At 47.2% G+C, this 19,903-nt stretch carries 19 protein-coding genes; 5 read left to right on the top strand and 14 right to left on the bottom strand.

The window, feature by feature from the left end; genetic code table 11:
- Window positions 1–55: 55 nt before the first annotated feature.
- Window positions 56–2,875, bottom strand: coding sequence for a hypothetical protein (locus EMM73_RS04245; RefSeq protein ID WP_127685218.1), 2,820 nt, complete (start codon window positions 2,873–2,875; stop codon window positions 56–58).
- Between the two features lie 488 nt (window positions 2,876–3,363).
- On the opposite strand from EMM73_RS04245, the gene EMM73_RS04250 reads away from it, so the two are divergent.
- Window positions 3,364–4,905, top strand: a complete 1,542-nt coding sequence (locus EMM73_RS04250; RefSeq protein WP_127685219.1) for an alpha-N-arabinofuranosidase — start codon at window positions 3,364–3,366, stop codon at window positions 4,903–4,905.
- 58 nt (window positions 4,906–4,963) lie between these two features.
- Here the strand turns inward: EMM73_RS04250 and EMM73_RS04255 are convergent, their stop codons facing one another.
- The 3 genes from EMM73_RS04255 to EMM73_RS04265 all read right to left on the bottom strand — a co-directional run bounded on the left by EMM73_RS04255 (window position 4,964) and on the right by EMM73_RS04265 (window position 6,326).
- Window positions 4,964–5,461 (bottom strand): DUF1993 family protein, encoded by a 498-nt coding sequence (locus EMM73_RS04255; protein WP_127685220.1) that lies wholly within the window; start codon window positions 5,459–5,461, stop codon window positions 4,964–4,966.
- A 308-nt stretch (window positions 5,462–5,769) separates the two neighbouring features.
- Window positions 5,770–6,048 (bottom strand): HigA family addiction module antitoxin, encoded by a 279-nt coding sequence (locus EMM73_RS04260; RefSeq protein ID WP_127685221.1) that lies wholly within the window; start codon window positions 6,046–6,048, stop codon window positions 5,770–5,772.
- Window positions 6,045–6,326, bottom strand: a complete 282-nt coding sequence (locus EMM73_RS04265; RefSeq protein WP_127685367.1) for a type II toxin-antitoxin system RelE/ParE family toxin — start codon at window positions 6,324–6,326, stop codon at window positions 6,045–6,047. The genes EMM73_RS04260 and EMM73_RS04265 overlap by 4 nt, the downstream gene beginning before the upstream one ends.
- 213 nt (window positions 6,327–6,539) lie before the next feature.
- Between EMM73_RS04265 and EMM73_RS04270 the strand changes: the two genes are divergently transcribed.
- From EMM73_RS04270 to EMM73_RS04285, 4 genes are all read left to right on the top strand, one after another.
- Complete coding sequence (locus EMM73_RS04270; RefSeq protein WP_127685222.1) at window positions 6,540–6,938, top strand: BlaI/MecI/CopY family transcriptional regulator; 399 nt, start codon at window positions 6,540–6,542, stop codon at window positions 6,936–6,938.
- Window position 6,939: 1 nt separating this feature from the next.
- The gene (locus EMM73_RS04275) at window positions 6,940–8,322 is read left to right on the top strand and encodes a M23/M56 family metallopeptidase (protein WP_186435124.1); all 1,383 of its coding nucleotides are present in this window, start codon (window positions 6,940–6,942) and stop codon (window positions 8,320–8,322) included.
- Between the two features lie 8 nt (window positions 8,323–8,330).
- Window positions 8,331–9,458, top strand: coding sequence for a serine hydrolase domain-containing protein (locus tag EMM73_RS04280; RefSeq protein ID WP_127685224.1), 1,128 nt, complete (start codon window positions 8,331–8,333; stop codon window positions 9,456–9,458).
- A 134-nt stretch (window positions 9,459–9,592) separates the two neighbouring features.
- Entirely contained in the window at window positions 9,593–10,057 is a 465-nt protein-coding gene (locus tag EMM73_RS04285; protein WP_127685225.1) for a DUF4920 domain-containing protein, read from the top strand.
- A 44-nt stretch (window positions 10,058–10,101) separates the two neighbouring features.
- Here EMM73_RS04285 and EMM73_RS04290 read toward each other — a convergent pair whose 3' ends face one another.
- The 10 genes from EMM73_RS04290 to EMM73_RS04335 all read right to left on the bottom strand — a co-directional run bounded on the left by EMM73_RS04290 (window position 10,102) and on the right by EMM73_RS04335 (window position 19,794).
- Complete coding sequence (locus tag EMM73_RS04290) at window positions 10,102–10,716, bottom strand: hypothetical protein (protein WP_127685226.1); 615 nt, start codon at window positions 10,714–10,716, stop codon at window positions 10,102–10,104.
- A gap of 17 nt (window positions 10,717–10,733) precedes the next feature.
- Window positions 10,734–10,967, bottom strand: coding sequence for a helix-turn-helix domain-containing protein (locus tag EMM73_RS04295; RefSeq protein ID WP_127685227.1), 234 nt, complete (start codon window positions 10,965–10,967; stop codon window positions 10,734–10,736).
- Window positions 10,968–11,244: 277 nt separating this feature from the next.
- Window positions 11,245–11,799 (bottom strand): DUF7010 family protein, encoded by a 555-nt coding sequence (locus EMM73_RS04300; RefSeq protein ID WP_127685228.1) that lies wholly within the window; start codon window positions 11,797–11,799, stop codon window positions 11,245–11,247.
- A gap of 91 nt (window positions 11,800–11,890) precedes the next feature.
- Window positions 11,891–12,259 (bottom strand): YbaN family protein, encoded by a 369-nt coding sequence (locus EMM73_RS04305; protein ID WP_127685229.1) that lies wholly within the window; start codon window positions 12,257–12,259, stop codon window positions 11,891–11,893.
- A 39-nt stretch (window positions 12,260–12,298) separates the two neighbouring features.
- Window positions 12,299–12,847, bottom strand: a complete 549-nt coding sequence (locus EMM73_RS04310) for a hydrolase (RefSeq protein ID WP_261373324.1) — start codon at window positions 12,845–12,847, stop codon at window positions 12,299–12,301.
- A 10-nt stretch (window positions 12,848–12,857) separates the two neighbouring features.
- Window positions 12,858–13,715 carry a PA4780 family RIO1-like protein kinase gene (locus tag EMM73_RS04315; RefSeq protein WP_127685230.1) on the bottom strand — a complete coding sequence of 286 codons (858 nt, stop codon included), beginning with the start codon at window positions 13,713–13,715 and terminating at the stop codon, window positions 12,858–12,860.
- A gap of 229 nt (window positions 13,716–13,944) precedes the next feature.
- Window positions 13,945–14,541 carry a thioredoxin family protein gene (locus EMM73_RS04320; RefSeq protein ID WP_127685231.1) on the bottom strand — a complete coding sequence of 199 codons (597 nt, stop codon included), beginning with the start codon at window positions 14,539–14,541 and terminating at the stop codon, window positions 13,945–13,947.
- A gap of 16 nt (window positions 14,542–14,557) precedes the next feature.
- Complete coding sequence (locus EMM73_RS04325; RefSeq protein ID WP_127685232.1) at window positions 14,558–16,636, bottom strand: protein-disulfide reductase DsbD family protein; 2,079 nt, start codon at window positions 16,634–16,636, stop codon at window positions 14,558–14,560.
- A 320-nt stretch (window positions 16,637–16,956) separates the two neighbouring features.
- Window positions 16,957–18,474, bottom strand: a complete 1,518-nt coding sequence (locus EMM73_RS04330) for a leucyl aminopeptidase (RefSeq protein ID WP_127685233.1) — start codon at window positions 18,472–18,474, stop codon at window positions 16,957–16,959.
- A gap of 408 nt (window positions 18,475–18,882) precedes the next feature.
- Window positions 18,883–19,794: a LysR family transcriptional regulator gene (locus tag EMM73_RS04335; protein WP_127685234.1), complete on the bottom strand. Its 912-nt coding sequence runs from the start codon at window positions 19,792–19,794 to the stop codon at window positions 18,883–18,885.
- Window positions 19,795–19,903: the final 109 nt, after the last annotated feature.

Raw genomic sequence — 19,903 nt, forward strand, 5'->3', positions numbered from 1 at the left:
CAAGGCCACTTAGGCTAGATGATTATCAGGTTAGATGCCTGACCCCACTGAAACATTAAGGCTGAAATTCAACAGCGCCAATATCTGCTGCAGCAACACCATCGCCATTGCCATCGACAGGACGGACAGCTCCGTTTACGTCCATAGCTAAACCCAAATCATACGCGCCGTCTATGGCTTTGGAGCCTGAATTCAGTGTTCCATCTGTATTCAATAGAGGGTCGGCAGACATCTTTGCTACTTCCTGCAGATGTGCAGCCAAGCCTCTGTAATCTTGATAATTGCTCCAGTACAGGTTGTTTTTTACTTCAAGTACAAATTGCTTCGGCTCCTGCACAGTCCAGCCTGCAGTTACTGCATAGACATTGGCGTTAAAAATATTGTTGTTTAGCTGCACAGCAACACTTTCCGTTGTACCACCAGAACTTGTAGTCAATGCCGACACATAGCTGCTGACAGTATTGTGGTTAAACTTCAGATTAACCTGACCCTGAGCAGTCACAGCAGCGGAACAACGTCTATTCACTTCTTCGCTATAAACTAAAGGTCCAACAAATAAGTTGTTTTCAACTGTCGCCTCTATCGGACCATTTTGCCCGTACAGCGAAAGGCCGGAGCATCCGCTAATCAATGCTGGAACGCCACCTATACCTGTATTGGTAAAAGCTGCAAACAATTTGTTCTGACGGAAAGTCAGACTATGCTCAGTGCTAATACTGACACCATCGAGGTGCCAGTCGGTTTTACCAAAATGATTTTGCTCTATTACTGAGCCTTCATCTTCTATCAACACTGTATTGGTTATAGTGAAGCCTTTCAGATCGCTGCCTTTAGCCAACCGCACACGGACAGGAGCGTCCCCAAAGCGCCAATGTTTAGCGATAAGATAGCTATGTTGTGCACCAGCTGCACTTTCAAGCTTGGTGTTTTTACTGGTTAAATCCAAAGATCCAATATAAATACCAGTTGGAGCTACTACAGTAGCACCATCGGCGGCGCCATCAATCAAATCCTGCAACACCTGACTAGATTGACCAACAACCACGGGTAACTGAAAAACTTTCAACTGCCTGGTGCTGAAGTTGTCATTCAGCACTATCAACCTGAGCTGGTCTACACCTTGCTGATCAGCTCTTAAGGAGAATCGAATCTCTAAGGTATCGGATTGCAGAGGCCAACCTTTGCTCAGATCGCAGTTCAGCCAATTCTGGCTCACCGAATCAAAACACGTCATTTCAGTAGCAGTTAACAAAGTGGGTAACTCAAGCTGCAAAAGACTGCCAGCAGGTTTGTCCCCCTGATTGAACAGCGAAAATTCATAATTGATACTATCGCCTGGCAGACCGATAAAGTTATAGGCAGGGCCATTGCTGATGCGGCTACTGATCCCATAGTCTGGATTCGCTTTTGCCTTTGAGAGGTGGATCACGACCTTATTATTAGCAAGCTCAGGGTCATAAGATAAACTACTGACTTCAACCTTGATCTGATCCTGCCAAGCATCAGTTGTCACTGATGCTTCGGTTAGCAGATAAGAAGGATACATTCTTTGTCCGGCCCGCAGCGTTTGATAGCGACAAATTAATTGCATATCGTTTTGAGCTAACTCACAGTTCCGCATAGCGCTGAACTTTGCGTTCTTGGCAGTCAGGCGGATCACAACATCTAAAGCATCCAGGTTCGAGGTATTTGTCAGTATAAAAGAAGCTGCCATAGTCTCGTTATAGGTATAGGAGCCGTGCTCTGCCCGCAGGTTCAGATCTGTTACCGAGGCTTTGACCAGTGCATCAGTCGGATGTCCAAGATACTTAAACTCTTCAAGATTAGTGTATCCGTCCCCATCCGTATCTAACAAAGCATCAGCCGGATTAGTAGGTGATAAACCAACCAACAGCTCCCAGGCATCCTGCATACCGTCCTGATCGGCGTCAACAAAAGAGGTTAGCAGCTGATAACTGAATAGCTCTTTGATATAGCGGTAGTTGGTTTCATAGACCTGATCGCCATCGCTATCAATTTCAGTGCTGTAATAGGCGGTCTGATACCGATTTCTTTCATAAAAGTGCACCGACCAGACAGCACTGCTATTCGCAGCACCAGTCAGCACCAGACGGCCTTTCTGTGGAGGTACAAACATGGTATCCAGTTTGAACGCATCAGTTGTCTGATATGACATCAGACCCAAACTAGAATCAAAGATTTTACCTGATAAATGAATACCATCATCACCGCAGGATTGCCCCTGAGCACCGGCTTGACGGAATTTAAAATCGTTAAAAAATATCTGCTGGTTATTCTGACCCTTGAGCAAAATATTGAAGGTGATAGTGCTGTCTGGGCAACTGGTAGGCGCTAATTTTTCATGAATAGTGCCGCGCATAATATAGCTGCCGAAACTTGAACGCACCGTCAGATCCTGAAAAACAAACTGAGCTTCGGTGACGTCGTCCCGACTGTTCTTAGCCAGAATACGGCCAGTGGTTACGCCATCGTAAATGATGCCTTCATCTTTGCAATTACTAAAAATTAACTTCACTTCAGTAGCAGATGCAGCCACTTCTACATTGACTGAGCCGCCCTCAGGGCAGACGCCGTCAAGAAAACCTTCAGTATCAGAATCTACATAGTCAGGTAATAGTTCAGGAGCCACAAAGGACAAATACTCAAAAAAAGCAGGCAAAGACGCTGAGTTTACCGGGGCGTCGTTTTTATTCCCCAAGTACAAAGAGTTCACATTAATGTATTGAGCCAAAGGGTCAGCGCCAGAACCGCCACCAGCGCTTCCTCCAGAACCACCGACTGTGCCGCTACCTGAACCACCACCGCCACACCCCGTCAACAACAGAGCCACGGCCACTGCATACAATAATTTCACTTCACTACCCCACATCCCTGTACGAGATCAAAACAACTATTTCACTTTTGGCACTAATTTATCATTTTCAGCACAACGACTACACCTGTCCTACCGGTTTATTCTTGCCCAAATCCGTCAAATGCCTAAAGCTACCCGCTGGCTGAAGCAGGTCAGCGCTTTATTATTGCTGTTCATTAGCATCAGTTTGTTTTGGACTGAAAGCAATCACTGGTAACAGCCGTTTTATGTTTTTTCTCAAAGCGACTTCATCTTTTTCCTCTCTGGCAGGTTAAATGTTGTTTTGTCTTACAATAGGATGTATAAAAAACCCTCACTACCGACAGCAGAAATTAAACTCACCGCTCTACCTCAAGTAATTGAAGTGCAGGTGGCAATAAGCGAACAAGCCTCGGACGATCTGGTTGCTTGATGTGACCAGAAGGAGTGGCGCAGGCACAAAGCTGCGGTTTCAAGTAGGAAGGGTAGGAAATCAACAGGAGAACTCGATGAGAGTCATAAAACCACTATTGCTGGCCCTTGGTTTTGGCCTGAGCGCTACAGCGCTGGCCGCCACACAAATTCAGCTCGATAGCAGCACTCAAGGCGCTGTGATCAATAAAAATATCTATGGTCAGTTTGCCGAACATTTAGGCCGCGGCATTTATGAAGGGATTTGGGTTGGCCCGGATTCAAAAATTGCCAACACCAAAGGCTGGCGTAACGATGTGTTAGCCGCGCTAAAAGACTTACAGGTTCCTCTGGTCCGCTGGCCTGGCGGCTGCTTTGCCGACGAATACCATTGGCGTGATGGCATAGGCCCACATAAACAAAGACCAGTCAAAGTAAATACCAACTGGGGTGGCGTGGAAGAAGACAACGCCGTAGGTACCCATGAGTTTTTTGAGCTGGTGGAAATGCTCGGCGCTGAAGCTTATGTCAACGGTAACCTTGGTACAGGCACTCCACAGGAAATGGCTGAATGGCTGGAATATATGACAGCCGAAGGAAAATCCAGCCTGGCTGAATTACGTCGTAAAAACGGCCGCGATAAGCCGTTTAAGGTGCATTATTTTGCTGTGGGTAACGAAGCCTGGGGCTGTGGTGGCAACATGACGCCAGAGTACTACACCAACTTGTATAAACATTACACCACCTTTCTGAAAGCTCCGGCGAACAACACGCCCAAATGGATAGCCAGCGGCGGTCACAGCGAAGACACCTCATGGGCTGAATATCTGACCGCCAATGTAAAACAAAAAATGGATGCCGTTAGTTTTCACTATTACACCTTACCTACAGGCCAATGGGATGTGAAAGGCGCAGCGCTGCAATTCCCGGAGAGCGACTGGATCAGCACTATGCATCGCACTCTGGCAATGGATGGTTTTATTACCAATAACAAAGTGGTGATGGATAAACATGATCCAGAGAAAAAAGTAGGCTTTTATGTCGATGAATGGGGCACCTGGTATGACGTTGAAAAAGGCGATAACCCGGGCTTTTTGTACCAGCAGAACAGCTTGAGAGACGCCATAGTGGCGGCGCTGAACTTCAATATTTTTCATAAGCACGCCGACCGGGTGCATATGACCAATATTGCTCAGATGGTGAATGTATTGCAGGCCATGATACTGACAGATAAGGAAAAAATGCTCCTGACTCCGACTTATCATGCCTTTAAAATGTATGTGCCCTTCCAGGATGCCACAGCCTTACCGCTGAAGCTGAGCAATGTACCGGATTACAAACTGGGTGAGGTTTCAATACCAGCAGTCAGTGCCACAGCAGCCAAAGCCAAAGACGGCCATGTGTATCTGGCGCTGGTAAATGCCAATCCAAACAAAGCAGAAACAGCAGAGATCAACCTGGCAGGCATTAGTATCAACACTGTATCAGGCCAGTTACTGACAGCTGATGCGATGGACGCGCATAATACCTTCGCCAAACCAGAGGCCATCAAACCAAAAGCTTTTAGTGCCAAAGGTGAAAACGGCAAGCTGAGCCTGGAGTTACCTGCAAAATCAATACTGGTTGTAAAAGTGCAATAAGCGAGCGACCTTTCAAACCTGAACAGGGCAAATTTACTTTGCCCTTTTTCTTAGTCTTCTAACGCAGAAAAGAAAAACCTGCCGGATACTGATGCCAGCCATCAAAATCAGCCTTACTTAAAGGCACCTGCTGAGCGCGGGCTATGGCGTATACCATGCTGCAATGAAAGTAAAAATTCGGCAAAGCATACAAATAAACAAACTGCTCCCCCGTCAATTCCAGTTCGGCAAAACCAGCCATGGTTTCAATCCGTTTTTGTTGCCAACCGGCAAAATCTTCAGCTTTCAAAGACTGCAAAAACTCTATGGTTAAATGGATTTGCTGCTGCAGATCAGCCCAGCTTGGCCTGGGTTGACCAAACTCAGGTTTTCCCTGCTCGCACAACGGACAGCAAGCTCGTAGTGAAAAACCAATAGCAGTCTGTGCCTGTTGCCATAAAGGAAATTGTTCCGGAGTTAAAGCCGACTCCAGCAAAGCAGCGTCATACTGATAGATTTTCCGCAGCAACAAGGCCAATTGCCGCAAAGGATGAATAAAAACCGTAGTAGGTAACATAGAGTAGTCCTTTCTCAATGCTAAAAATTGTAGGGGTGACCTTTATGGTCATCCGCTGCTATGCCTAGTGTCATGCCAACACCAGCAGCATAACGCCAAAATCAGTTTATTACAGCCAGTTGATGTTTATCGTATCGACATGACTTAAAAACGTGTCGAAAAAATACGTTTTTTTAAAGATGTTTTCTTGATATGTCGATGCTATCGACCTGGTTAGACTTGGACTGCAACAGAATTTAAAGATGAATTGTAGGGGTGACCTTTATGGTCACCCGCTGCGGCCTGTGATGTCAGGCAAATTTCAACAGTTAAGGCAGAACCTGTAACTGTGCTTGTTGCTCACGTACCAGCCACAGATCGTAGGCGTTTTGTAATCGGAGCCAATGCTCAGCCGAAGGTTTGCTAAACGCCAGCTCCAGACGCAGTGCCATTTCCGGTGTAATAGCGCCTCTGGCATTCAGTACTTTGGATAAGGTTTTACGGCTGATATTTAAATGCGCTGAAACATCAGTCACAGTTAAAGCCAAAGGATTAATAATCAGCTCTTGCAGAATCTCACCAGGGTGAGCCGGGTTATGCATACTCATGAGTGATCATCCTCGTAGTTAACAATTTCAGCATCCCGGCCAATAAATCTGAATGTGACACGCCAATTTCCATTCACGGTGACAGACCAAATACCTTTCCGCTCGCCCGAATGTTCATGCAGCCTCAGGCCAGGCAGATCCATATCATCTATGGCTTGTGCCTGATCAAGGTTTGACAGGATAAGTATCAGGCGATTCTGATGTTTGGCCTGTATACCAGCCGTACTGCCTGTTTTATAGAAGCGCTCAAGACCTTTATGTTTAAAGTTCTTAATCATGCCAAAATTGTAACCCATGAGGTTACATGGTCAAGGTCGGATAACTCACACTAAACTCAACACCTTGTATCCATTTGGTAGAAAATCACTTACGTAACAATCGAGAAATAGAATACCAAACAAACCACCGCGACAAATGTCGCAGATTTTACTTGACCTTGGTGTGACATTTGTCGCACTCTAAAGGCATAGTAAAATCACAGACTCAATGTTATGCACCAACCTACTGCTCCTGAGCTGGAAATTCTGAAATTATTGTGGTTAAAGCAACCTCTTACTGCCCGTGAATTACATGACGAGCTGGAGTCTGTATTGGGTTGGGGTTACTCCTCTACCCGTAAAACTCTGGAGCGTATGGGCGAAAAAGGTTTTGTTGCTTGTGAAACTCTGGGTAATAAAAACAGCTACAAAGCGCTACTGGATAAAATGCCGACGCTGGCGGCTTTTGCGCAGGATTTTGCCCGTAGGGTATTTGAGCTGAATGGCCCTTTGCCTGTAGCCATGTTTGCCAACAGCAAGCTGGTGAATGCGGATGAAATAGCTGATTTAGAAAAACTGCTGGCTGATTTAGCCCAGCAGCAAAATGCGCCAAACAAAAAAGGCGAGGCTTAAGATGGCTGAACAAGTGTTGTTGTCCTTGCTGCTTTGCAGTCTTTGGTCTGGCTTACTTTGGTTTTCCAGTCAGTATTTACTGAAAAAACTCAGCGCTTTGCAGCATTGGCCAGCCTTCTATTGGTGCTTGCTGGCGTTAAGTTTTTTACCTTTATTGCCGATGCCAGAATTGTATCAGCACTGGACAGTGCCTTCAGTGCTCCTGCTGGATACGGTGACGTCAGTACAGGCTTTAACGGCTCAGCCCCAACATCCTTCTTTAACAGAACCAGCAGTGAATACAACTTTTTACTGGCGACTGGCTTTGGGGCTAACAGCCATTATCAGTCTGTTATCGCTCTGGCGTGTAGTCAAACAATGGCAACGGGTACAGCGGCTGATCCAGCTGTCCGAACCTGTAGACAAAGCTTTGCTGCTGAACAAAACACAACTGACACTTTTGCCCGCTCAATTTGAAATCCGCCAAACCCAGGCCGCTATTTCGCCTTTTATTGCGGGCTGGAACCGCATGGTTTTAGTGCTGCCCGCTTATATAAACACTATGTCTGAGCAGCAGCGCCAATTATTGATTGATCACGAACTGACTCATCTGCAAAGATGCGACCCGCAGCAGCTTCTGGCACTGAGAATTCTGGTGGCTTTATGTTGGTTTAACCCTGTGTTGCGACGGATTGAGCAGGCCTTTATCCGCAGTATGGAATTGGCGGTAGACAAAGCTGTACTGCAAAAACAGCCAGAGCAAGCGCTGCTGTATGGTCAAACTCTGCTTTGCAGCTTAAAGCAGAGTCAGGCAGAACAGATGCCGGCGCTGATGCCGGGCTTTATTCAAAGCCAAGCAAGCCAAAGTTTTTACCAACAACGTTTGCAGCAGTTATTTCAGCCAGCTCCTGCATTGTCCTTTTGGCAAAAATGGCGCGCTACAGCTGCGTTATGCAGCACAGCTTTACTGCTGAATGTAGGTTGCGCTCAGCTTAGCTTCAGCTCACCGCCTGAAGAATGGGTATTGCCCGTTGGTAAAGTGCCCATCACCTCTTTTTATGGTGTAAAACACCCCTTTCGCCAGAACAGACCACATCAGGGGTTGGATTTTGGCGCCAAACGTGGCGCTACAGTCAAAGCAGCGCAAAAAGGCAAAGTGCTGATAGCGGACCAAACCAGTCTGAACAGCAGATATGGCAAAGCGGTATTGATTGATCATGGCCATGGTTATCAAACGCTCTACGCCCATCTGGATGATTTTTATATCAAAGCAGGCCAGACGTTAGAACCGGGCCAGCCTATAGGCAAAGTGGGTTCTACAGGCCGGGTAACAGGGCCACATTTACATTTTGAATTATTGGTCGACGGCAAGCAGCAAGACCCAACTCCTTACTTAAAGTTGTAGGCAACCTGATGAAATTATTTATAAAAACTAGCTTATGCGGCCTCTTGCTAAGCGTTTTTTCAACCTCAGCACAGTTTCAACAAACCGAACTGCTGCAAGGGCTGGATTTACAATTCAGAGTGCAGCTGAACAAAGCCAAAGTGCCGGGCGGAGCTTATGCTGTAGTGCGTGGTAACCAGATTATTGCCACCGGCAGTTATGGTGTGCGGGCTATGGGCAAACCGGACAAAATTGATGCAGATACTGTGTTCCGGCTGGCCTCGGTATCGAAAACCTTTACCGGAGGTATCAGCGTATTGGCGGCTCAGCAAGGCAAAGTCAATTTAGATTTGCCGCTGATTAATTATGTACCTGAATTTAAATTAAAAACAGCTGCTGCAACTAGGCAGATTAAAGTAGATCAGGTACTTAGCCAAAGCACGGGATTAATGCCTCATGCTTATGAAAATATGTTAGAAGCCAAACAAACACCGGAGCAAATTTTACCGAAATTTCGGGAACTTGACCCAGGCTGTAAACCTGGCACTTGTTACAGCTACCAGAATATTGTGTTTGCTTTGCTCGACCAGGTATTAAGCCGTGGCACAGGCAAAACTTACGAAGAATTACTGCCCGAACGTATTTTTAAACCTCTACAAATGAGCACAGCTTCGGTGGGCTATGCGCCTTTTTTAGCCACTGAAAACAAAGCCATTCCGCATAAAAGAGGCGGCAAAGGCTGGCGTCCGGTGAAAATAGACCCGAACTTTTATTGGGTCAATCCGGCCGCCGGCGTCAATGCCAGCGTCAATGATATGGCCAAATATCTGATTGCCATGTTGGGGCATAAACCCGGCGTATTTAGCGCTGAAGCTTTAGCTCAGTTGCAACAACCTATGGTGAAATTACGCGGCAAACCTCGCTGGCCGGTGTGGCAACAATTCAAGCAAGTGTCCAGCTGGTATGGCCGTGGTTGGCGGGTGATCCAATACGATGAAAACAAACTGTTTTATCACGGTGGTGTGGTGGATGGTTTCCGGCCTTATATCGCTTATTCACCAGAGCAGGACATAGGTTTAGTACTGCTAACCAATGCCGAAGCGGATATCACAGGCGATGTAGCCAAATGGTTCTGGCAACAGGTGTTAAGTACCTAAGCTACATTTACGGGCAGAGAACGTTCTTCGCTGCTATGAATTGCCTATATTCAGATAATGACTCAGTTCAATGAACGGATGACATGCCTCTGCAGGTTGCGCATAATGGCTCAAACAGACCAAAGGAGTGCAGCATGAAACTAGTACGGCATTTTTTACTGACAACTACATTAGCTCTAACTGCCTTTAGCACTTCGGCCAGCACTTTTGGTGGTGTTGTGGATAAAACCAAGCTGGTTGAGGTTGCTGATATTCTGGCGAAACCACAAAGTTATCTGCAGCAACAAGTGACAGTCAAAGGCACTGTAGAAGCGGTCTGCAAGAAAAAAGGCTGCTGGATGCAATTCGCTGCTGACGCCAATCAACCGACTTTTCGCATTAAAGTCAAAGACGGCGATATGGTGTTTCCGGTTAGCGCCAAAGGTAAAACGGCTTACGCCAGTGGCAAGTTGGACCCTATCGAAATGGATTTAGAATCGACCCGCGAATATCTGGCGCATAAAGCAGAGGAACAAGGCGAAGCCTTTGATCCAGCCAGCGTGACAGAAGCTATTACTTTGTATCAGTTGGTGCCTGTTGCCGTTGAAATTGCAGATTAACAATCTATGGGGGCGACTGAAATGTCGCCCCCATAGTTTTATTTTTACACCAGTTCCAGTTCTTGCGGCTCTTTCAAAAAATAGAACGCAAGCAACAATAGAGCCACAGGAAACAGGAAAATAGTACCAGGGCTTAAAAAAATGCTGAACTGCAACACACAACAAAGCAACAGCACCACGGCAAAACATTTTAACAGGCCAGAAGCTGCGGTTCGCTTTAATAACAAAACAATAGCCAGCACAAATGCAACTACTGCATAGGCAAACAAGAGACCAAGTGCCACAGCAACTGTAGTTTCAGCGATCATGCTAAGTTGCGCATCCGGCATTACTCCACCTGAAAACACTATGACCAGATCAACCACTACTGTGGCGTGAAAGGCGACAACCAGCATGGTCATCACAAGCAACAACACAGCTGCCGACCCCGACTGCAAACGTTCTGCAAAACTACGGCGCAAACTCAGATACACATAGACCTCAAGCGCGCCTATCAGCACAAAAGCCAAATCTGACCAGCTGAGTTTCAGCAAGTCCGCCTTATATACTTGCATAAAGTTCTCTGAACTCAGATGAAAAACATAGAGCCAATACACCGGAAAACACAGCGCCAACAACAAAGCCGCAATGCCGGGCCACAGATACTCATGATTTCGCATAAAACCTCCTGTTTAACTCAAATGCCGTTTTTGTCTTTCGCAGAGTCATCGGCAACATATTGCAAAATATCGCCAGGCTGGCAACTCAGCGCCTGACAAATGGCGGCCAGGGTACTAAAGCGGATAGCCTTTACCTTGCCGGTTTTTAGCAACGATAGATTGGTCATGGACACCCCAACCTGTTGCGATAACTCGGTAAGCGACATCTTCTTTTTCGCCAGTTCTATATCGAGATTAATTTGTATGTTCATAGAGGTTGAATCTAGCCGATCATTTTATGATGATCAACTATTTTTTTATGTTTATCGTAAAACTCTTGGCGTGACAAATAGTGAACTAAGCCCAGAACTAAAGCTGAGCAGAAGGTGAAGATGCAGTTTTAAAGTGACCTAACGTAAAGGGGCTGCCGGGCGGAGATAAACTCTTGCTGGATTTTTTCAGCAAATAGACGGGCGGACACAAGGCCCGCCGCCAGGTTTTTTCCATCAACATTTTCGTAGCGGCGACCTTTATGGTCGCCCGCAAAAATCACAACGCGGTATCTCCAGCATCCACCACCCGGCGCTGCATTTGCAGCAGGGTAACCAGGTAACAAATCACTGTGACCAAGGCTGCCGCAGTAATGGAATTGATGGGTAACCATAAAAACGCAGCAAAGAGGCCAAAGGCACGCATTAATAAATGCTGCAAACCCAGCTTGTGTTGAATGACCCAGCCGTACAAAGGCCAGTGAATGGCTAAAGCTAAAGCCAGACTAAAAGGTACCAGTTTGGCTTGAGCGAACAGCAAAATTATATGCAAAACCCAGAGTGAGTTGGCCATAATCACGCCAGTCAGCATTAACTTGCCCAAGGCATGGCCTTTCATAAAAAAGTCTTCGTTACGCCATTTCGCGAACAACAAAGCTAACGGAAAAATACAACCTGAACCAAACAACATCAGCATTAAAGCAGTGTTATAAGGCAAGACAAAACTAAGCACCAATACCACCAACCAAAACACAGTGCCAGCCAGTGGCATCGACATAGATCGGTTGGTTCTTTGTTCAAAACTTTGCCGCAACTGACTTAAGGTTTGCTCCATCACAGACTCCTTTGTTTAAAATTATGTAAACAATTTAGTGAGTAATTATCCAACTGTCAACAACTTAAAGCGTTGATTTAAAACGAACAAATCAGACTTCAGGCCTGCGCCATAACCAGATAGCGACACCACAAAGAAAAGCGGGTAACGTAAGTTTAAGCCAGAAGGGGGCTGCCGAAAATTGCAGTAGGACAACAGATGAGGTCATCATCAGAATGGCCATATATTTAGCTTTACGGGGAACAGCGCCCTGTTCACGCCAGCGCTTTAATGGCGGGCCAAAGCTGGGATGAGCCAATAACCAGAGTTCTAAACGAGGCCAGCCTTTACCTGCAGACCAGGCTGACACCAGCAAAAATGGCACTGTAGGTAACCCGGGCAGCACCACACCAATCAACCCCAGCAGCAAACTAATGCAGGCCAATAAACGCCAGAAAGAGACTGCCAGCAGTTTTAACATAACAACTTTACCGCTTTACTGATTTACTGATTTACCACGTTAGCGGATCCAACCTTTGCTGATGGTACGAAAACTATCTGTGCCCGCTTTATCCAGCCACTCAAAGGCCAGCATTTCTTTACTGATAATCTGGGCGCCGGCCTGCTGTAAACGCAACAACGCCAGTTGACGGTTTTGCTCAGTACGGGAGCCAACGGCTTCTTCGACGATAAACACCTGATAACCAGCAGCTAAGGCATCCATAGCAGTTTGTAACACGCAGACATGAGTTTCAGTGCCGATGATCACCAGCTGGCTTTTACCGCTTAACTTTAAACGCTCTGCGATCAGGGGTTCACGCAAAGCGCTGAAATGGATTTTTTCCATCACATGGTCTTCAGGCACTAGCTCGGCCAAAGCAGGCAAAGTGACACCCAAACCTTGCGGATACTGTTCGGTTGCAAGCACAGGCACGCCAAGTTGCACGGCAATTTGCAATACCCAGGCAGCAGCTTGTTCTACTTCTTTACCTTGCTCGATCGCCGGAGCCAGTTTTTCCTGCATATCAATCAGCAGTACTAGGCTGTCCATCTGTTTGACTAACATCATGCTCTCTCCGCTAATCCGGTTCATTGGCGGCCTGTTGCCGTTCTTTACGTTCCTGCATTTCAGCAAAAGCGGCATTGATTTCATCCAGCACAGCACCAACATCAGCGGCCTGCTCTGCTTCAGTGAATTCGCCTGTTAGTTCGGTATTTGGATTGAGATTACCAGCCTCGAATAAAGCCCAGATTTCTTTGGCATATTTAGTAGCAGCTAGCTCAGGTGCAAACTGGGCGTAATACTGGGTGATGTTATTAACATCCCGCTCCAGCATCCACTGTGCGTTATTATTGGCAGCAGCATCGACAGCTTGAGGCAAGTCGATAATGACAGGGCCTTGCGGATCCTGCAGTACGTTGAATTCAGATAAGTCGCCATGCACTAAACCGACGGACAACATGCGCAGAATATCCTGCATCATGGTTTTGTGATCACGTCGGGCTTGCTCTGCACTGAGTTGAATGTCATTTAAACGAGGGGCCACATCGCCGTCTTCGTCTAAAATCAGTTCCATCAACAAAATACCGTCAAAACAACCATAAGGCACAGGCACCCGCACACCAGCATCGGCCAGTTTGTACAAGGCATCTACTTCAGCGTTTTGCCAGCTCTCTTCTGCTTGCTCACGGCCAAAACTGGAGCCTTTTTCCATAGCCCGGGCCCGTCTGGAGCTGCGAACTTTGCGACCTTCCTGATACTGCACGGCTTTTTTAAAGCTGCGCTGACTGGCATCTTTATAAACTTTAGCGCAGCGAATATCGTCCCCGCAACGAACCACGTATACGGAGGCTTCTTTGCCACTCATCAGTGGCCTGAGTACTTCATCCACCAGACCTTCATCGATCAGCGGCTGAATGCGTTTTGGAGTTTTCATTGCGCACTTATACCTTGTTTAAGGCGAGGGTAAAAGAGTAAATCCTATTTTTTATAAAGGCAAAGAAAGAGCCATGATAAAAATGCAGTCAACATACCCTAAGTAATAAACCTAAACTCGGGATAATTAGAGTTGCAGCCCAAACAGAGCCCCCAGTGGCATAACTGTCTATACGACTGGGGCTATGATGCGCAGACAACTAAGCGGCGACTTGAAAAACCAGAGGACATTAGTATTTGATGCTACAACCGTATGGCTTAGTCACTGCAGGGTTCGCCGGATTACCAGCCAGTACAGCTGTTAAAGCGTTGGAAAAATAGGGGGTGGCTTTGGCTATATCGTCCACTTTGGCTGACGGGATACTGTCAATGCCGCCCATATACTGCAATACACCTTTTTGATCAATCACATACATATGAGGTGTAGTTTTGGCGTCATAGGCTTTGCCCACTACCCCTGTTTCATCAAACAACACTGCATCTGGCATAGCACTGCGACTGCTGGTCAGTTCATCGGCTTTCGCAGGAGTGACATGACCTTGTTTACCCGGAGCTGAAGAAATCACGGTCAACCAGACCACATCATCAGTGCCAAACTGTTTTTGTAAACCCTGCATATTGCCGCTGTAATGTTTCACCACAAAAGGACAGTCATGATTGGTCCATTCCAGTACTACAGTTTTGCCAGCAAAGTCGGCCAGAGAATGGTTTTGGCCTTTGCTGTCAGTCAGTTTGAATGCAGGTGCCGCCTGACCAACTTGGGGTGCGGCAAACAAACTACCGGCAAAAAATAATGCAGATACACTTAAAGCAAGCTTGAGTTTCATGGTTTAACTCCTATGGCTATTGACTGGTAATTAAGGGTTGTTTACTACTCAACTGCTCTAACGCCTGACGCAATGAATCCGGCGTTAAAATTTGGGGTAAAATTTCAGGCGGCTGTCCTGGCCAATACAGCACATACAAAGGCACACCGTCGCGCTGAAACTGTCGTAAATAAGCACTGATAGCCGGGTCTTTGTTGGTCCAGTCGCCTTTTAAATAGGTCAGGTTATACAATGCCATAGCGGCTTTACTGCTGTCTGTGTCCAAGGCCACACGTTCATTGACTAAACAGGTAATGCACCAGTCGGCTGTCATATTGACCAGCACAGGTTTCCCCTCCTGCACCAGTTGTTTTAAGCGTTGCTCAGACCAGACTTCAGCATGATCAGTTTTTGCAATCTGCTGCTCTGCCGGCTGCGGATACCAGAGTAAAGCAATGGAGCCTGCCACAAGCAACAGTGCTATCAGGCTGCTGACTTGACCCGCTTGTTGTAGTTGTTTCCGGCCCCATAACCAACAGGCTGCACTCACCAGCACCAGGCCCACTAAGGCCAGAGCCATAGCATCTAAACCTTGCTGACGACCATAAACCCACAATAACCAAACTGCACTTAAATACAAAGGATAGGCAAGCCACTGCTTTAGCTGTTCCATCCAAAGCCCGGGTTTGGGTAAGAGCGCAGCAAAACCAGGCCACCAGGCTATGAGCAGGAAAGGCGATGCCATACCTACACCCAGGGCAGCAAAAATAACCAAAGCTGCTAAGGCGGGCTGAGTGGCGGCGTATCCTAATGCCGTGCCCATAAAAGGAGCTGTGCAAGGACTGGCAACGACTACGGCCAGCACACCGGTAAAAAACGAACCTTTATACCCTTGCTGCTGCGTCAGTTGCTGGCCTGAATTCATCCAGCCTGACCCCAGTTGTATCACTCCAGATAAGCTTAACCCCAGAATAAACAACAGGTACGCCAACAGGCCTACGATCAACGGGTTCTGTAACTGAAATCCCCAACCAGCAGCCTGACCTGCGGCGCGGAACACTAACAGTACTGCAGCTAACAACACAAAACTAATGATGACGCCAGCGCTGTACCATAATGCTTCAGCTTTTCCCTGCCGTGTCGAATTTTGGCCATTGGCCACACTTAACGCTTTTAATGACAACACCGGAAAAACGCACGGCATCAGATTGAGGATTAATCCGCCAACAGCAGCCAACAGCAGCATGCCCAGCCAGTCCAGCAAGCTAAATTCAGCCAGACTTAGTTTGGACGCCACTGGTACTCCTTCGTGCTGCAGTTGCAGCACTACAGGGCCTGCCAAAGTATTTAACACCAAATCGAACCGTTCCGGCGCCTGACTGAAGTAAGTGTTTTTCTGCTGGCGTAATAACAATTCGCCATTCACCCATTCGATTTGCTGAGGCGCGGCATGATCAACCAGCTCTGGGGCTGAGACAAAAAAAGCCGATACTTTTAAGTCCTCCGGCATCTGCACTGCAGCTGAAAACTTTTGGTTTTGTACATCGTAGCGCCCCTGTAAAGCCACCATTTTGGGTTGCTGCTGACTGGCTTGCTCAAAGAGTTGTTTGTAATCACGAGCTTCGATTGCAGTTTGTGTAACAGGCAGATTCAACTCAAAACTAGCCTCGGCCGGAATACAAACTTCTTTGCATACTAACCAGTCTACTTTTGCCTTGATGGCGAGCAGGGAATTTTTAAAATCGGCAGGAATACTAAGATCGGACACTAAAAGAGTTGGGCCTTCAAAACCATAATTCACCAAAGGGGGCACTGAAATAGCCATTGGTGCTGGCCACTGGATCGCGCCGGCTGTTACGCCATCAGGTAAGACCCATTCAATACTGGTTGCTAAACCTGAATCTCCGGGATTTTGCCAGTAGGTGTGCCAATGCTCATCCGGAATAAAATGCAAAGCAAGTTTAAACGTCTGCCCTGGTGTTAAATCCTGATGATCACTGACCAGCTGTGCTTTTAAATGGCTGGCCTTTACCCAACCACTGGTTTCAGCACAAACCCTATCCGTGGAGAGCAACAGTACCAGAGCAAATAAAAAGAGTCTTAAAAACAAAGTCATTAGTTAATTTCTAAAACAAGTTTCCGTGTTGTTTTAGTGTACGGCATTCCAACAGCAGGGATCAGCAGCCAAACGCAACTGGCTGGGTTTCTGCCTCAGCCTGCCCATATATACCCAAATGACCTTAAGATGCAGCTTTGTGGACTGCGTGCTCTTGCCCGGGATTAATTTAATCCCAGGCCTTACGCCCCAAGGTGCAGGGATTGGTGTTGCATCCGCCCCTGTTCATAGCTCGGTGTCCTTTGGCGGGTCGGGACAAGCCACTGTCCCTACAACACGTCCGCCTAAAACTCCAAACGACTCTGTATTAGAAATAAACTTTACTGTTGTTGCAAAGCCCATTCCGTCAGTAAACGCACACCATAACCCGTTGCACCTTTGGTATTCACTTCGTTATCTGTTCTGCTTAACGCATTGCCTGCGATATCCAGGTGAGCCCAGGGCGTGTCACCGGTAAATTGCTTTAAGAACCAGGCTGCTGTGGAGGCGCCAGTGCTGCTGCCAGTGTTTTTCATATCAGCAATATCACTTTTGATTTCATCGGCAAACTGCGCACCTAAAGGCAAACGCCAGACGGGCTCATCGACTTTTTCACCCGCCAGGGTCAGTTGGTCCACCAGCGACTGTTGCTCGGAAAACAAACCGGCATAATAAGTACCCACAGCCCCGACTTTGGCGCCTGTTAAGGTAGCAATGTCTACCATAGCGCGCGGCTGGAATTCTTTATTGGCATACCAGAGGGCATCAGCCAGGACTAAACGGCCCTCGGCATCGGTATTGGTGACCTGAATAGTTAAACCCGCAGCTGATTTCAATACATCGCCTGGTAACATGGCGTTGTCCGAAATCATATTCTCGGCCATTGCCATCACAGCCACCACGTTCACAGGGGCTTTTTGCAGCGCTAATGCTTTGATCGTGCCTAAAGCAGCAGCTGCACCTGCCATATCGCTGGTCATTCTCACTATAGAATCGGCATCTGTTTTCAGATTGTAGCCGCCCGTATCAAAAGTAATGCCTTTGCCGACTATAGCCAGTGGCTTTTGCTCACTGCCCTGCCAGTGCGCAACCACTAAACGGGGTGGTCTTTGACTGCCTTTACCCACAGCCAGTAAAGCACCCATACCAAGTTTTTCCATAGCAGGCACGTCTAGTACCCGAACTTTTACCCCCAGCGTCTCCAGAGCTTTTGCTTCTGCCGCAAAAGTTTCAGGTGTTAAACCAGCTGCAGGCTCATTCACCATATCGCGGGCTAAAAATACACCTTGAGTAACAGCCTGCAGCTTGCTGAACTGACGATCTGCCGCTTTTTCATCTGTCACCAGTATTTCCAGCTTTTTGGCTTTTTCTGCTTTGTTTTTGGTGAAATAACGGTCAAAACTGTAAGAACGTAACTCAATACCATGCGCCAGCTGAGCGGCAAAATCAGCATTGCTTAAAGCCGATTGCAGACCCCCAGTGTCTACCGTAAAAGAGGTGGCGTTGTCTTTTTTTATCCAGGCGGCAATGTCTGCCCCCAGGTTATTGCTGGTAGCGGCCGTCAGATCTTTAGGTTCACCTGTACCAAGCAGAACCACTCTGTTGTACCCGGCAACTTCAGCCAGCACATCCAGTTGAGCCGCTTTTTTGGCTTTAAAGTCTGCGGTTTTAATAGCGTGCTGTATGGCTTTGTGTTGCAAGACTGCAGAAGAAGATTGCCTCAGTTGCTCCGGGCTAACCAGCAGTACCAGTGTATCGGCATCCAGTTCAGCCTTCTGGTTCATTTCAATAGCCGGAACTGCTGCGGCAGCGGAGTACGATAAGAGCAAAGTGGCCAGACTGGTCATCACTGTTTTCATAGGGACATTTCCTGTTTTATTGTAGTACGCAGAGAGTGACCAAAGCGCAAAAGAACAACAAGCTAAATCCGGTTAAATTGAATAATTTAAGCGACCAAATCAGCTTTAACTCTACAGAACTACAAACGCAAACTGTGATCCGTGACGTTCAGCAGCAAAAGTAAAACTGTGTATGCTGTGTATAGTCCTAGTCCCTGAAGTTGCTGTTTTGTTGACTGCACCATCTCGCCCCAGTCACATAGCTTTACTATGCTCCCGGGGTCTGACAACCTTGTCGCCTCGCCGAAACTTCAGGTAACTTGGGTATAAAGCTGGGGAAATTTTTATGTTTTGCTAGCACATAGCTGCCTGATGTCTTTTAGGTAAGTGGTTTAGCCTACTGTTCTGCTTAGCTCACAACGAGAAGAATTAAGGCACTTCAGGCAATATATCTCTGTCACTTAATGCGCTGGTCAGGGCATCAAATACCAGTCGGATCCTCTCTGGTACCGGCCCTCGTTGTGGTCGATAGACGGACAAAGGCCAGGGTTTGGGATCAAGTTCAGGGAGTAAGCGCACTAAAGCACCTGAACGCAAATAAGGAATAGCCATACAAGAGGCCAACTGCGATACGCCAAGACCAGCCAGAGTTGCGTCTGCTTCTGTTTCAGAGTCATCGGCTACAAAACTGACTTTTTTCGGTGCCCAGAGCTGGCCTTCCTGAAAATACCAATGCCAGGCCCGGCCCGTTGCTTTATCCATCAGAGCTGTAGTTGGCAGTTCTGCCAGATGATCTAAGTTCTGCGGCATAGGGTATTTTGTCCATAACAGTGGACTAGCAACCAGAAACAGGCCAACGGACGAGACTGTGCGGGCAATAAAACTGTTGTCCCGGATCAATCCAATCCGCACACCTACATCAATTTGCTCATCCACTACGTCCGCAATTTGATCAGACAAACGCAGATCAAGCTGCAAGGCTGGGTGCTGCAGCACTAAAGCACTGAGTACAGGCATCAGTATGGGACGCATCACTCGTGGAGCCGCCACTCGCACTAAACCGCTGACAGTATCATTTGGTAACGCCTGATGCTGCTGAAATAACCTATCAAGTTGCTGTAGGCTGCTTTTGGCCTGTATAGCGAAACCCTCCGCAAAACGAGTCAGGCGGATATGGCGGGTACTGCGGTGGAATAACAGCTCCCCAGTGCTTTGTTCCAGCTGCTGCACTGCTCTGGTCACAGCCTGAGGTGAAATACCCAGCCGTACAGCTGCAGCTTTAAAACTGTCACTTTCTGCAGCAGTACAAAAAATTCGTAATAATTCGACTTTGTTCAGCACCAATTATTCCCCAATGTGGAATTATAAAATCAAAATATTTCCATTTTTTGGATTTGTCTATCCCTTCATACTAAGCAGGTCGAATTTAACTTTGTTTAACCTGAGCGGG

Source organism: Rheinheimera sediminis (assembly GCF_004005375.1).
In the GTDB taxonomy this organism is placed as follows: Bacteria; Pseudomonadota; Gammaproteobacteria; order Enterobacterales; family Alteromonadaceae; genus Pararheinheimera.